This is a genomic window from Caballeronia sp. LZ035, assembly GCF_031451175.1.
Classification (GTDB): domain Bacteria; phylum Pseudomonadota; class Gammaproteobacteria; order Burkholderiales; family Burkholderiaceae; genus Caballeronia.
Window position 1 is genome coordinate 212,269 of record NZ_JARUXS010000003.1, and the last position, 12,728, is coordinate 224,996.

Here is a 12,728-nt window from a genome sequence, read left to right on the forward strand (position 1 = left end):
CGCCTGGCAAGCGACCTTCACTCAGGCGTCTTCATATCCAGATCGAAATGCGGCGCGTTGCGGCTTTCGAGCAGATGCAGGAAGCGATCCTGCGTCGCCCGCGCATGCATCGGCAGGTATTGCACCAGCGCCGCGCGATCCTTGCGCTTCACGATATCGATGATCTGTTCATGCTCGCGCAGGTTCAGATCGAACTGTGCGTTCTGTTCGTCCGGCGTCGCTTCCGCTTCCATCTTGTAGAGATGCACCAGCAGCCGTCTGACATGACGGTGCGTCGATTGCGCGAACTCATAAAAGAAGCCGTTGCGCACCGCCTGATTCATGCGCATATGAAAGCGCTCGTTCAGCGCAGTGATGTTGAGAAACGCGCGCGCTTCCACTTGCTTCACATACTGCTCCTGAATGGCTGACAGGTCGTCGGCCAGTCCCGGTTCGAACCGCATCAGTTGCGCGAGGATGTTCTCCGCCAGTTGATGCGCGACCAGAATCTCGCCGATCTCCTCGAAGTCCAGCTTGCGCACAAACGTCCCGCCGCGATTCGGCAGGATGTTCACGAAGCCTTCCGCCACCAGCCGGCTGACCGCTTCGCGCGCGGGCGTGCGGCCGAGCATGAAGTCGTTGAGCAGCATCGGTTCGTCGATCCGGCTGCCCGGCGGAATCGACAAGTCGATGATGCGCGACCGGATGGCGTTCACCGCGGCATCGGTCTGGCTCATCGACGCTTCTCCGGCCGCGCCGTCGACGGCGTCTTCCGGCAAGGCTTGCGCCTTCTCCTCGCCCTTCTTTCGCGTGGTGGTTTTACGCGCGCTCTTGGCCGTCGCGGCACGTGTTCTCGGCATGACCTTGCTCTCCTGCACTCAATCGTCGGAATTTACATATACGGCAAGTATATAGAAATTCTGTATCGACCCGAAATCGTCGTCCTGAAAGCGTTTGAGCGGAGTTCGAGAACGTAATTTTGAAAAGTATACGCCACGTATATTAGCGTGCTATGTTTGTTCCAACGGTGCTGCGTAGCGGCGGTCCAGTTCGCTTCAAACACCGCAACCACGACTCGAAGAACAGGGACATCGCATGAGTGAAATCATTGAAGGCATCGAAACGCTCGTCGGACAAAAGGTTCGGCGCGACATCAGCCGTCTCGTGGCATTCGCGAAGGGCAACCTCGCCCGCGCTGCCGAATCCATCGCGACGCATGCTTCGCCGCATGTCGGCATCGTGTGCGGGTTCTTCGTGCGCCACGCCGAGCCGCCTTCGCCGGAAACCGACGGACTCAACGGCATGGCCCAACTGGCCGCGGGTCTCGTGGAGGCGGGCATTCGCGTGACGGTCATTACCGACGCGCCGTGCGCAAAAGCCGCATGGGCCGTGACGAAAGTGCTGCCGGGCAAGGTGAGTCTGGAAGTCGTCGCGGTCGACGACACGGCCGTGCGGGAACTCCGCGCGCGGCTCGAAGCGGCGGAGCATCCCCTCACGCACCTGATCGCGATTGAACGCTGCGCGCTCGGCTCGGACGGGCGCGCGCATCGCGAGCATGGCTGGGACATCTCCGACGACACTGCCGCACTCGACTATCTCTTCACCGATGAAGGCTGGACCGCGCCGTGGAAGACCATCGGCATCGGCGACGGCGGCAACGAGATCGGCATGGGCGTGTTGCCGAAGGAGATCGTCGAGCAGGACATTCCGAACGGGCCGCTGATCGCCGCGCGAACGCCCGCCGACTATCTGATCGTGTCGGGCGTCGCCAACTGGGGCGCGTATGGGCTGCTGGGCGCGATCGCGGGCTTGCGGCCCGAACTCGCCACGCGTCTGCTGACGCACTTCAACGGCGCGTTCGAACATCAGGTGCTGGAGGCGGCAGTGCAGATCGGGCAGGCCATCGACGACAGCCGTGTCGACCGGCTCGGGCAGTTGCAAATGACGATCGATCGCCTGCCGCTGGAGGATCACGTTGCGATCATCGACGGCATCAGCGCGCTGGTCGCGCGCGGTGCGGCGCCGCGAACGTCTGTCTGAGGCAACGTTCATGCGACCCGACCCGTCCATTGTCCTGCTGCACGCCACGCCGGTGGCGATCGAACCGATCGTGCGGGCGTTCGCGTCGGCGTGGCCGGAAGCGCGCCTGTCGAACCTGCTCGACGACGGCCTGACCACCGCTCGCGCGCAGTCCGAGGAACTGACGCCGGCGCTTGCGCAGCGCTTCGTCGATCTCGTGAGCTACGCCCACGCTACCGGCGCCGATGCGATCCTCGCGACGTGTTCGGCGTTCGGGCCGGCCATCGAGGCCGCGGACCGCGCATTGCCGGTGCCGGTCTGCAAGCCGAACGACGCGATGTTCCAGGATGCGCTCGCGTGCGGACGCCGCTTCGCGATGCTTGCCACGTTCGCGCCCGCGTTGCCGACGATGCAGGCCGAGTTCACGGAGGAGGCTGCGCGGCTCGGCGTGGAGGCGACGCTGGACACCTTCGTCGTCGCCGATGCAATGACCCGCCTGCGCGCCGGCGATGCGGACGCGCACAACGAACTCGTGGCGCACGCAGCCGCGCAGCTCGAAGGCTACGACGCCGTGTTGCTCGCGCATTTCTCGACGTCGCGCGCGCTGGAGCGGGCCAGCGCAGCGGTCCGCGTGCCGGTGTTCGCCGCGCCGGAGAGCGCGGTGCGGCGTCTTAGAAGCCGTCTCGGACTGTAGGGGAGGCATCGTCATGACGAACCCGACTCATACTCGAACGCCGCTCGTGCTGATGAGCACGCTGGCCGTGCAGGGCGCGCTGGCAGCGGAGGTGCTGCCGGCGTTCGAAGCGCAGTTTGGCTCGAACGTCGAGCCTGTCTTCGATCCGACCAACGTCCTGATTCAGCGCATCGCGCAAGGCGAACGCGCGGACGTGATGATCGCGGTGAGTGCGTGCATCGAGGACCTGATTGCGCAAGGGGTGTTGAGCCCGCATGGCGCGCGGAAGATCGTGCGCACGGGCATTGGCGTCGCGGTGGCGCACGGCGCGCCGCTGCCGCCGCTCGCCACGGCCAGCGATCTTCGTCACGCACTGCTGGACGCGCGTTCCGTGGCGTACTCGCGTACCGGTGCGAGCGGTGTGTACTTCGCGGGCTTGCTCGAACGTATGGGCATCGCGGAACGCATCAATGCGAAGGCGACGGTGATCCCGAAAGGCTTGACGGGCGAATGCATCGTGCGCGGCGAAGCGGACCTCGCCATCCAGCAACTGAGCGAACTGGCGATCGTGACGGGCATTCGCCTGGCCGGCCCGTTGCCCGACGAGGTCCAGTCCCATACCTGCTTCTCCATCGCCGCGTTCGCGAATCCGACGCGGCGACCGGAAGCCGAAGCCCTGCTGAACTGGCTGGATGCGCCGCTTGCGCGCAGCGCCTATGTCCGCTACGGCCTCGAATGTCTCGACCGATCTTCATCGGAGCGTCCATCATGAACTATCACTTCGACTTCAGTTTCCTGCACGAGTACTGGGGCGATCTGCTCTACGGTGTCTGGCTGACCATACGCATGACGCTGATCGCCACCTTGCCCGGTTTCGTGCTCGGCATCGTGCTGGCTGTGGGGCGCCTGCACGGAAGCGCGGCGGTCTCGCGCGCGATCCGCGCCTATGTCGAAGTCATCCGCAACACGCCGCTCGTGCTGCAAGTCTTCTGGATCTTCTTCGGACTGGCCGCGATCCGTCTGCATGTGCCGGCGTTCGGCGCGGCCATTGTGGCGCTCGTCGTCAACGTCAGCGCCTATACCGCCGAGATCATGCGCGCAGGGCTCGAAGCCGTGCCGCACGGTCAGATCGAAGCGGCCTCGTGTCTGGCGATGTCGCGCCGCCAGGTGCTGTGGCACGTCGAGATTCCGCAGGCCATCGAGAAGATGTACCCCGCGCTGGTAAGCCAGTTCATTCTGATGCTGCTGGCCACGTCGATCATGTCGCAGATTTCGGCGGAAGAACTGACGGGCGTCGCTGACCTCATCCAGTCCATCACCTTTCGCGGCTTCGAGGCGTATATCGTCATCGCCGTCGCTTATCTTGCACTGGCCAGCGCACTGCGCTGGCTGCTGCTCGCGGCGGGCGGCGCGCTGTTCCCGCGCCTGCGCATGACCGCCGCGCGGGGAGCACGCTCATGAGCTTCTTCAATCTCACCGACGCGCAACTGGCCTTCATGCTGAAGGGCGCGCTCTCCACGCTCGAACTGTCGGTCGCGGGTGCGCTGGGCGGCGCACTGATCGGGCTGCCGGTGGCGTTGATGCTGGTGTCGTCGCGCGGCGTGGCACTGGCGTTGAGCCGCGCTTACGTGCACGTGTTGCAGGGCATTCCCTTGCCCGTGGCGATGTTCGTTGCGTACTTCGGCATCGGGCTTTTCGGCTTCGACGTGCTGCCCGTGATCGCAGCTTCGGTCGCGCTCGCCATCAACGCGGGCGCCTATCTCGCGGAGATCTGGAAAGGCGCGATTCTCGCCGTGCCTGCAACGCAATGGGAAGCAGGCGAATCGCTCGCGCTCTCGTACATGCAACGCATGCGCTACGTGATCCTGCCGCAGGCATTGCGCATCTCGGTGCCGCCGACGGTCGGCTTCATCGTGTCGCTCATCAAGAACACGTCGTATGCGGTGGTGATCGGCATGGGCGAGCTGACCTATTCATCGCGCATGGTCAACAACACCACGTTCGAGCCGTTTCTCATCTTCACGCTCGCGGCCGGCGTGTATTTCCTGCTCTGTTATCCGGTCGCGCGCGTCAGCGTGCATCTGGAGCGTGCCGGCCGCTTCGGCGCGCGCTCCACGGGAGACTCCACACAATGAACACCATGGTCAGTTTCCGCGGCGTGCGCAAGGCGTACGGTTCGACGGAAGTGTTGAAGGGCATCGATCTCGACGTGCAACGCGGCGAGGTGATCGCGCTGATCGGCCGCTCCGGTTCCGGCAAGAGCACGGCGCTGCGCTGTGTCAACGGCCTGGAGCGCATCAGCGGCGGTTCGCTCGACGTCTGCGGACACCGGCTCGACGCTGCCGATGTGGATCTCCGCGCGCTGCGGCTCGATGTCGGCATCGTGTTCCAGAGCTACAACCTGTTTCCTCATCTGACGGTGCAGCAGAACATCACGCTCGCGCCGCTCAAGGTCAGAGGGACCGCACGCGCGGAAGCGAACGAGCTCGCGGCGCACGTGCTGGATCAGGTCGGACTCGGCGCGCGCGGGGCCGCTTATCCGCATGAACTGTCGGGCGGTCAGCAGCAGCGCGTGGCCATTGCACGGTCGCTTGCCATGCAGCCCGCCGTGATGCTCTTCGACGAAGTGACTTCGGCGCTCGATCCGGAATTGACCGGCGAAGTGCTGCGCGTGATGGAGCGGCTGGCCCACGACGGCATGACGATGCTGATCGTCACGCACGAGATGGCCTTCGCACGCTCGGTGGCGCGCAAGGTGGTCTTCATGAACGACGGCGTGATCTGGGAGCAGGGCGGCGCGGAGATGCTCGCTTCGCCTCGTTCGACCGAGCTTCGGTGTTTCGTCGGCAACGGCTTGTAGTTCCTGTTTATCCCTCTTTTAAAAGGCACATGAAATGACGTTCAAAAGCAATCTAAAAGGCCTGTTGACGATCGCGCTGGCTATGTGCGTGACGGCCGGCGCGGCTCGGGCAGACACGCTCTCGGACATCAAGTCGCGCGGCACGATCAACGTGGGCATCGACTTCACGCATCCGCCCTACGGCATGATCGACAAGAACGCCGTGCAGACCGGAACCGACCTCGATATCGCGCGCCTGATCGCGAAGGACCTGGGTGTGAAGCTCAATGTCGTGCCCGTCAACGGTCCCAACCGCATCCCGTTCCTTCTGACGGGCAAGGCGGATATCGTGGTCGCCTCGTTCTCCGTGACCGACGAGCGCAAGAAGGTCATCGGCTTCAGCCGCGCCTATGCCACCGAGCCGATCTTCGTGGTCGCGCCCGGCAAGAACACGCTCAAGGACGTGTCGAGCCTGTCCGGCAAGACCGTGGCGACCGCGCGCGGTACAACCGCCGACCTCGATCTCGTCGCGGCCATCAAGGACAAGAACGTCAAGGATGTCAACATCGTGCGCTATCTCGACGAAGCAACGGAGCGCACGGCGGTTTCTTCGGGTCAGCAGAGCATCTTCGTGGCCGCGCTGGCGGACGCGCTGGCCGTCAAGCAGGCCAGCCCGGCCGCCAACTTCGAGTATCAGTTCCAGGTGGCGGAAGATCCGCTGGCCATCGGCCTGAAGAAGGATGACGCGGCCATGCAGGGATGGCTGGATACATGGGTCGCGAGCAATCTCCAGAACGGCAAGCTCAACGCGATCTGGAAGCAATACTTCGGTATCGACCTCTCACGCTCCGTTTATTGAGGCCCGACGCCATGACAGCTTCGAATGCCCAGGCGCCGAGCACGCTGCTCACGCCGGTGAGGGTCGTCGGCACGCTCGCGTTCGTCAGCGGGCAATTGCCGCGCGAACAGGGCGAGTTGAAATATCGCGGCAGGGTGGGCGATGCCGTGAGCCTGGAGGACGCCGAGTCTGCCGCAGCGCTTTCAGCACGAGCGTGTCTCGCCGCGCTCGAACGCGCGTTGGGCTCGCGTGAACGCATCGCGGCCATCGTCAAGCTGACAGGCTTCGTCGCATGCACGAGCGAGTTCACGGCGCAGGGCAAGGTGATCGATGCCGCATCGCGCGTGTTCATCGACGAACTCGGCAGCACGATCGGCGCGCACGCGCGCAGTGCGATCGGCGTGCAGCAGTTGCCGCATGGCGCGCCGGTGGAGATCGAGCTGATCGTCGCGCTGCGTGAGGCGGCGTGATGGTGGCTGCGAGCGAAGTGGGCGAAGCGGGCGTCTTGCGATTCTGCGCGAACCTCAAGTGGCTGTTCACCGAGCTTCCTTTCATCGAGCGTTTCGAGGCCGCGGCGAAGGCAGGCTTCGTCGCGGTGGAGTACGCGTCGCCTTACGAATTCGATGCAGCCACGCTCAGCGCGAAGCTTGCCGCGAGCGGCCTCGAACAGGTGCTCATCAACACGCCGGCCGCGATGCCGGGCCAGCCAGGCGCCAATGGTTTCGCGTGCATGCCCGGTGAACGCGAGCGCTTTCGCGAGGGCGTGCGGCGGGCGCTGCGTTATGCATCGGCACTGCGCTGTCCGCTCGTTCATGTGATGGCGGGACTCGTCCCCGCAGACGTGCCACGCGGGCAGGCGAGCGATACATTTCGTGAGAACCTGCGCTGGGCCTCCGATACCGCGCAAGGCAGCGGTATCACGCTATTGCTCGAATGCCTCAACCAGACCGATGCGCGGGGCTACTTCCTGCGCGATCTCGATCATGCGAGCCGGATGATAGAAGAGAGCGGGGCATCGAACGTGCGTCTGCTCTTCGATGCCTACCACTGCCGCATGATGGGCCAGGATGTGGTGGAGCAGTTCGCGCTTCACGCGCGGCATATCGCTCATGTTCAGTTCGCCGATGTGCCGGGCCGCCACGAACCCGGATCCGGCGACATGCCGTGGAAGGAACTGACGGCGTGTATCCGCGGTCACGGTTATGGCGGCTGGATTGGTTGCGAGTATCGGCCTCGGGGTTCGACTGTCGGGGGTCTCGGATGGCGGGCCGGGTTTTCTCGCAATCCGTAACACGGTTTTCATGAACGTACGTGCTGGCGTCGACACGGCGCTTGCGTTAAGTTCGGTGTTCATTCCGAAGCGGCGAAGAGCGAATCGCGCCGCATGCCGTCCATCGTTTCAATCGACCTCGTAAATTTCACAATACGCGTACGCGTGCGTGCATGAGCGGAACGCGGCTGTTTCGCCCGCGCTGCACATTGCGCGCTTCACGCACCACCAGCGCGACAGCGGATCGCGATTCTTCGTATGAAATCCGTTGTGTTCCGGAGGGCAAACGTTTCAACCCGTGCCCGATTGTTGCTTCCGACCTCGCCGCGCCACGCAGAAGTGGGCATCCCTCAGAACTGATGAATTCATCATCCAGGAGTCTAGATGGAGAGACCATCCGCCAGCGCGCCGCGTTCGCCTGAACTTGCACCGAACGCTTCCCTGCCCGTTTCGTCCGGCCGTGCCGGTACCTTCATTCAAGCGTTCCTGTGTGGAAGCAGGCCGTTGTCCAGCCGTACCTTCTGGGGCATCTTCATCGCAATCGGCCTGCTTGCGCTTGCCTTGCGTCTGATTACGCTGGGCAGCCGCTCATTGCAGATGGACGAGGCCTACAGCGTGTGGTTTGCCGCGCGGCCCTGGTACGAGCTCTGGCATGTCGTCCCGCTGTATGAGATCCATCCGCCGATGTACTACTCGCTGCTCAAGATATGGATCGGCTGGTTCGGCGACTCCGAATTCTCGGTCCGCGTGCCATCGGTCATCATCAGCGTGGCTACGGTGCTGGTCGTCGCCGTGAGCGGCAGGCTGTTGCGGGCTGGGGCTGTGATCGAACGCGCGGGGCTCATCGCGGGTCTGCTCATCGCGACCAACAAAGGCAGCATCCTGTACGGCGAACTGGCGCGTCCCTATGCGTTCGAAGCCTTTGCGGCGACGGTCGCCATCCTGTGCTCCGTCATCGTTTTGAGGCAACTCACCGATAGCCGTGCCCCCGATGAAGGCAACGCTGCACCTCAACGAGGACGGCTGTTGCCCGCGCTGGTCGGGCTGTCGCTCGCCGCATGCGGGACCCTGTGGTCGCACAACACGGCGGTGCTCGTTGCATTCGCAGTCGGACTCGGACTGCTGGTCGCGACGCTCGGCTGGGCCCGCGGCAATCGCCTCATGGCGGCCCTGATCATCGCGGCGCCGTTCGTGGTGGCGTTGGCGCTCTGGTCGCCGTACGTCCACTTCCTGATTGCAGCAACGAAGTACGTGCAGTCGTCATTCTGGGTCAAGCTCGAATGGATCGACTTCCTCAAGGCATGGTCGCTGGCCGCCGGCGCCCGGCTCACGCTGCTGCCCGTATTGCTGCTTTGTGCCGGGGCATGGCTGATTCTGTGGCGTCAATGTCGCGCAGTGGCGGTGCACGTGGCGATCGTTCTCGTGCTGCCCTTCGTGTTCATCGTTGCCTACAGCGTGCTGGTACGGCCCATCTTCATGGACCGCCTGTTCGAGTGGATGGCCGCGCCCATCATGTTCCTGACTGCGCTTGGCATCGTATGGGCATTGCCGCGCAATCGCATCCGCCTTGGCGTGCTCGTGCTGTTGTTGCTGCTGTCCGGTGTGCAGGCAGTGCAGCTCTATCGCGGCGTACAGGAAGACTTCCGGGCCAGCGTGGCTGAAGTCGCGAATCATCGCCGCAGCGGCGACCTGCTGATCGTCAGTCCGAATGAAGTCGATGTGGCCGTGCAGTATTACGCGAAAAGCTATCATGACTTTCCGGACGTGCTCGTCATGCCTTCACCGTTTCCCGCGATCGGATTGAAGCGGCCGTATATGAGCAATGTCGCCGCGCCCGGGATCATCCCGGCGGATCGCGAGATCGTCAGGGCCGCGCTCGCGACGCACGGACGCGTGTGGCTGATCCAGCGCAATCCCGGCGGCTTCGATCCCGACTCGGTCGTGCGTAATGAAATCCTGTCGCTGCGCAAGCCGGTGCAGGTACACAACGAGCATTCGCCAGAACTGCAACCTGAACTGTTCCAGTGATTTTCAGAGAAGGACGCGAGTTATGTACGCTAGCGCACATAACTCGCGAGACACGTTCGCTATCTGCCGACAGAGGCTAGCAAACGATAGTGCGGGAATGAGGATTGCAAAGATTCGCAGCGCGTGAATCACCGCCATGCGGTGAACGTTTTCATTTCGTGGGTGTCTTGTAAGACAGCCCATCAGGACGAGCCAGTATCGCTGATGAAACTGCAACGCGAGGCAACCTGAGCCATCGCAGGTTCGCCAACTTACCGAAATAGCACGCGCGCGCTTCTTTCAGCGCTGCTCATGATCGGTCATCAGCCACGGTAAAGGAAAGTCATGACCACTCCTGTTTTCGAGGCCGTCCGGCTGGACGATGTCCTGTTGAAGCCCGATCCGATCGACCCGGCGTGGATCATCGAAGGACAGCCGGTAGCGCGCAGCGGCCAGTGGTCGCGCAGTCGTGACACGACCACGTCGTCGTGGGTCTGGGATTGCACGGCCGGCCGTTTCAGATGGTATTTCGATGCCGACGAAACCATCTATGTGATCGAAGGCGAAGTGATCGTCACGTCGGAGGGACAGGCGCCGCGTTCACTGCGCGCCGGAGATGCCGCGCTGTTTTATGCAGGCACATGTTCCGAATGGTACGTGCCGAAGTACGTGCGCAAGCATGCAATCCTGCGTCCGCATATCTCGAAGCCGGTCTTGCTTGCGCTCAAGATGAGCCGCAGGCTCAGGCGCAGGCCGAGCGGTTATCTGCCGCGCTCGTCGCTCTGAATAAAGGTGTGTTGCAAACGAGCAGGCCGGACCCTGTGCAGGTCCGGCCTGGTTCAATGCAAGCGTCAGAAGTTGAACTCGGCGGACAGCAGCACCGGGCGCGGCGCGGCATTCGAGAGGTAGGGACCGTGCTGGATCCAGGAGCGGCTGCCGAACAGGTTCTCGATGTTCGCGCGGAAGATCACGTCCTTGCTCGCAATGCGCGTGCTGTAGCGAAGGCCCGCGTCATAGCGCGTCCATGACGGCAGACGCAGCGTGTTGGTCGCGTTGTAGTACTGCGCGCCGGTGTGGATGATGCGGCCGTTCACGCTCAGGCCCGGCACCCACGGCAGGTCATAGTCGGCGCCGAGATTGAGCGCGAACTTCGGCACGCCGGCCGGATCGTTGCCGTCGTTGGCGCCGCCGGCCGTGCCTTCGAGCTTCGGATCATAGAAGGTCGCGCTCGCCATCAGACGCAGGTTGCGGAACACTTCGCCATACGCCGAGAGTTCGAGGCCGCGCACCTTGGTGCGGCCGTCGTAACCGTAGACCAGCGTCGTCGGGTTCAGGACGCCATTCGGCTGCGAGATCTGGAAGACCGACACCGAGGTCATCACGCGTCCCCAATCCGCCTTCACACCTGCTTCGTACTGGTTCGACTTGTACGGGGCGAAAACCTGTCCCACGTTCACCGCACCGGCAGGCGCACTGCCGCCGTTGGTCAGCCCCGAGGTGAAGTTGCCGTACACAGAAATGTTGTTGAGCGGCTTGAACACGATACCCGCGAGCGGCGTGATCGCTTGCTGGTCGATCGTGCCGGTGCGCGAGCCCGACGACACATCGTAATTGTCGAGACCAATGGTCTGACGGCGGAGGCCGCCCGTGATCAACAGACGGTCATTGAAGAACGACATCGTGTCGATGACCTGCTGGCTGTTCAGACGCAACTGCGCGCTGCGTTGCGCGTCGCCGCGCGGCGTGGTCATCGGCGGGAGCGGCGTCGGGTTGTACAGGCTCGACGGCACCGCCTGGGCCGCCGTCCCGAGTGCGTAGAAGTAGCCGTCTTCCTTGTTCAGGCTCGTGATGCCGGTGACGAGCGTGTGCTTCACGCCGAAGGTATCGAAGTGGAAGCGCAGGCCCGCGTCGATCGTCTTCGTGCGGTTGTAGGCGTCGTAGTAGCCGTTGCGAACCGAGAAGTTGCCCGCGTTGGTCATGCCGCTCGCCGACGGGAAGTTCTGCGCCGAGGTGCCGTAATGCTCGCCTGCCGCGCCGTAGACGGTCACGTGCGGGTTGATGTCGTATTCGAGGCGCGTCATGACGGCCGAGTCGCGCAGCTTGAGCTTCGAGCCGGGATAGAGATTGGCATAACCCGACGGCACGGCGGGCACCGCGGTAGCCGTGCCCAGGCCGATCTGCGAGCGGAGTTCGTCCGTGTTTTCGGAGACGTTGTACGCATCGAACGACCAGCGCAGGTTCTTGCTGCGATAGTCGAGGCCCACGGCGCTGTCGCCCTGCAACTGGTTGCCGTGCGCGATGCTCGTCTGGCCATCCTTGATCTGGCCGTTCACACGAATGCCGAACTGTCCTTCGTCGCCGAAGCGGCGTCCCACGTCAGCCGCGACACCGAACTGTCCTTTCGATTGATACAGCGCGGTGAGACGGGTGAGCGGGGTGTCGTCGGCGCGCTTGGTGACGATGTTGATCGCGCCGCCGACGCTGCCCGACGGTCCCATGCCGTACATCAGCGAGCCCGGGCCCTGCAGCACTTCGACGCGGTCCAGCAGGTTCACCGGCACACGCGCCGTCGAGACCATGCCGTAGAGGCCGTTCAATGCGACATCGGTGGCCTGCACCGCGAAGCCGCGAATCTCGAACACGTCGCCGAAGCCGCCGCTGCTCTGCTCGGTACGCACGGACGCGTTGTTCACGACGACATCGCCGATCGTGCGTGCCTGCGTGTCCTGGATGAATTGCTCGGTGTAATTGGTCGTGTTGAACGGCTGGTCCATCACGTTCGACGTGCCCAGCACGCCGATACCGCCGCCGCGCGCCACCTGGCCGCCGGCATAGGGCGCGGGCAGGTCGCTGGTGGACGTGCCCTTGACCACGACGGCGGGCAGGGTGGTCGGCTGAACTGACGAGGCTGCATCGGCGCTCTGCGCGTGAGCGATGCCCGCTGTTGCCGAGGTGGCGATGAAACCGAAAAAGAGATGCTGAACTGCGCGGGATACGGCGGTGCGTCGGCAATTCGACGCCTGAGTTTGGCGATGAGACATGACGTGCTGGATCTTCTGGCTGGAGGGGTGACGGCGACGCAACGTGTAACGTTCCGAATGAG

The 12,728-nt window shown here is 63.7% G+C and carries 13 protein-coding genes; 11 read left to right on the forward strand and 2 right to left on the reverse strand.

Translation table 11 applies throughout. The features are described 5' to 3' along the window. Positions 1 to 17: 17 nt before the first annotated feature. Positions 18 to 839 carry a GntR family transcriptional regulator gene (locus tag QCE88_RS24005; RefSeq protein WP_309906980.1) on the reverse strand — a complete coding sequence of 274 codons (822 nt, stop codon included), beginning with the start codon at positions 837 to 839 and terminating at the stop codon, positions 18 to 20. Positions 840 to 1,074: 235 nt separating this feature from the next. Between QCE88_RS24005 and QCE88_RS24010 the strand changes: the two genes are divergently transcribed. The 11 genes from QCE88_RS24010 (at position 1,075) to QCE88_RS24060 (ending at position 10,411) form a co-directional block, all read left to right on the forward strand. Then, entirely contained in the window at positions 1,075 to 2,019 is a 945-nt protein-coding gene (locus QCE88_RS24010) for a glutamate cyclase domain-containing protein (RefSeq protein ID WP_309906982.1), read from the forward strand. Between the two features lie 10 nt (positions 2,020 to 2,029). Beyond that, complete coding sequence (locus QCE88_RS24015; RefSeq protein WP_309906984.1) at positions 2,030 to 2,692, forward strand: aspartate/glutamate racemase family protein; 663 nt, start codon at positions 2,030 to 2,032, stop codon at positions 2,690 to 2,692. 13 nt (positions 2,693 to 2,705) lie between these two features. Continuing rightward, complete coding sequence (locus QCE88_RS24020) at positions 2,706 to 3,443, forward strand: substrate-binding domain-containing protein (RefSeq protein WP_309906987.1); 738 nt, start codon at positions 2,706 to 2,708, stop codon at positions 3,441 to 3,443. Continuing rightward, on the forward strand, positions 3,440 to 4,132 hold the full coding sequence (locus QCE88_RS24025; protein ID WP_309906988.1) for an amino acid ABC transporter permease: 693 nt from the start codon (positions 3,440 to 3,442) through the stop codon (positions 4,130 to 4,132). Before QCE88_RS24020 ends, QCE88_RS24025 begins: the two co-directional genes overlap by 4 nt. After that, on the forward strand, positions 4,129 to 4,806 hold the full coding sequence (locus QCE88_RS24030) for an amino acid ABC transporter permease (protein ID WP_309906990.1): 678 nt from the start codon (positions 4,129 to 4,131) through the stop codon (positions 4,804 to 4,806). Before QCE88_RS24025 ends, QCE88_RS24030 begins: the two co-directional genes overlap by 4 nt. Beyond that, positions 4,803 to 5,531: an amino acid ABC transporter ATP-binding protein gene (locus QCE88_RS24035; RefSeq protein WP_309835815.1), complete on the forward strand. Its 729-nt coding sequence runs from the start codon at positions 4,803 to 4,805 to the stop codon at positions 5,529 to 5,531. The genes QCE88_RS24030 and QCE88_RS24035 overlap by 4 nt, the downstream gene beginning before the upstream one ends. 34 nt (positions 5,532 to 5,565) lie before the next feature. Further along, on the forward strand, positions 5,566 to 6,369 hold the full coding sequence (locus QCE88_RS24040; protein ID WP_309906993.1) for a transporter substrate-binding domain-containing protein: 804 nt from the start codon (positions 5,566 to 5,568) through the stop codon (positions 6,367 to 6,369). Between the two features lie 11 nt (positions 6,370 to 6,380). Continuing rightward, positions 6,381 to 6,818 carry a RidA family protein gene (locus QCE88_RS24045; protein ID WP_309906995.1) on the forward strand — a complete coding sequence of 146 codons (438 nt, stop codon included), beginning with the start codon at positions 6,381 to 6,383 and terminating at the stop codon, positions 6,816 to 6,818. Beyond that, entirely contained in the window at positions 6,818 to 7,639 is an 822-nt protein-coding gene (locus QCE88_RS24050) for a TIM barrel protein (protein ID WP_309906997.1), read from the forward strand. Before QCE88_RS24045 ends, QCE88_RS24050 begins: the two co-directional genes overlap by 1 nt. Positions 7,640 to 8,122: 483 nt before the next feature. Further along, on the forward strand, positions 8,123 to 9,646 hold the full coding sequence (locus tag QCE88_RS24055) for a hypothetical protein (RefSeq protein WP_309906999.1): 1,524 nt from the start codon (positions 8,123 to 8,125) through the stop codon (positions 9,644 to 9,646). A 324-nt stretch (positions 9,647 to 9,970) separates the two neighbouring features. After that, positions 9,971 to 10,411: a cupin domain-containing protein gene (locus tag QCE88_RS24060; protein WP_309907001.1), complete on the forward strand. Its 441-nt coding sequence runs from the start codon at positions 9,971 to 9,973 to the stop codon at positions 10,409 to 10,411. Between the two features lie 65 nt (positions 10,412 to 10,476). Here the strand turns inward: QCE88_RS24060 and QCE88_RS24065 are convergent, their stop codons facing one another. Further along, on the reverse strand, positions 10,477 to 12,666 hold the full coding sequence (locus tag QCE88_RS24065) for a TonB-dependent siderophore receptor (protein ID WP_309907003.1): 2,190 nt from the start codon (positions 12,664 to 12,666) through the stop codon (positions 10,477 to 10,479). Positions 12,667 to 12,728 lie beyond the last annotated feature (62 nt).

Excerpts from the sequence above, each read along its gene's own strand:
- QCE88_RS24020 (WP_309906987.1), top strand. The coding sequence starts at position 2,706 with ATGACGAACCCGACTCATACTCGAACGCCGCTCGTGCTGATGAGCACG.
- QCE88_RS24030 (WP_309906990.1), top strand. The coding sequence starts at position 4,129 with ATGAGCTTCTTCAATCTCACCGACGCGCAACTGGCCTTCATGCTGAAG.
- QCE88_RS24035 (WP_309835815.1), top strand. The coding sequence starts at position 4,803 with ATGAACACCATGGTCAGTTTCCGCGGCGTGCGCAAGGCGTACGGTTCG.
- QCE88_RS24005 (WP_309906980.1), bottom strand. The coding sequence starts at position 839 with ATGCCGAGAACACGTGCCGCGACGGCCAAGAGCGCGCGTAAAACCACC.
- QCE88_RS24045 (WP_309906995.1), top strand. The coding sequence starts at position 6,381 with ATGACAGCTTCGAATGCCCAGGCGCCGAGCACGCTGCTCACGCCGGTG.
- QCE88_RS24060 (WP_309907001.1), top strand. The coding sequence starts at position 9,971 with ATGACCACTCCTGTTTTCGAGGCCGTCCGGCTGGACGATGTCCTGTTG.
- QCE88_RS24010 (WP_309906982.1), top strand. The coding sequence starts at position 1,075 with ATGAGTGAAATCATTGAAGGCATCGAAACGCTCGTCGGACAAAAGGTT.
- QCE88_RS24040 (WP_309906993.1), top strand. The coding sequence starts at position 5,566 with ATGACGTTCAAAAGCAATCTAAAAGGCCTGTTGACGATCGCGCTGGCT.
- QCE88_RS24015 (WP_309906984.1), top strand. The coding sequence starts at position 2,030 with ATGCGACCCGACCCGTCCATTGTCCTGCTGCACGCCACGCCGGTGGCG.
- QCE88_RS24065 (WP_309907003.1), bottom strand. The coding sequence starts at position 12,666 with ATGTCTCATCGCCAAACTCAGGCGTCGAATTGCCGACGCACCGCCGTA.
- QCE88_RS24050 (WP_309906997.1), top strand. The coding sequence starts at position 6,818 with ATGGTGGCTGCGAGCGAAGTGGGCGAAGCGGGCGTCTTGCGATTCTGC.
- QCE88_RS24025 (WP_309906988.1), top strand. The coding sequence starts at position 3,440 with ATGAACTATCACTTCGACTTCAGTTTCCTGCACGAGTACTGGGGCGAT.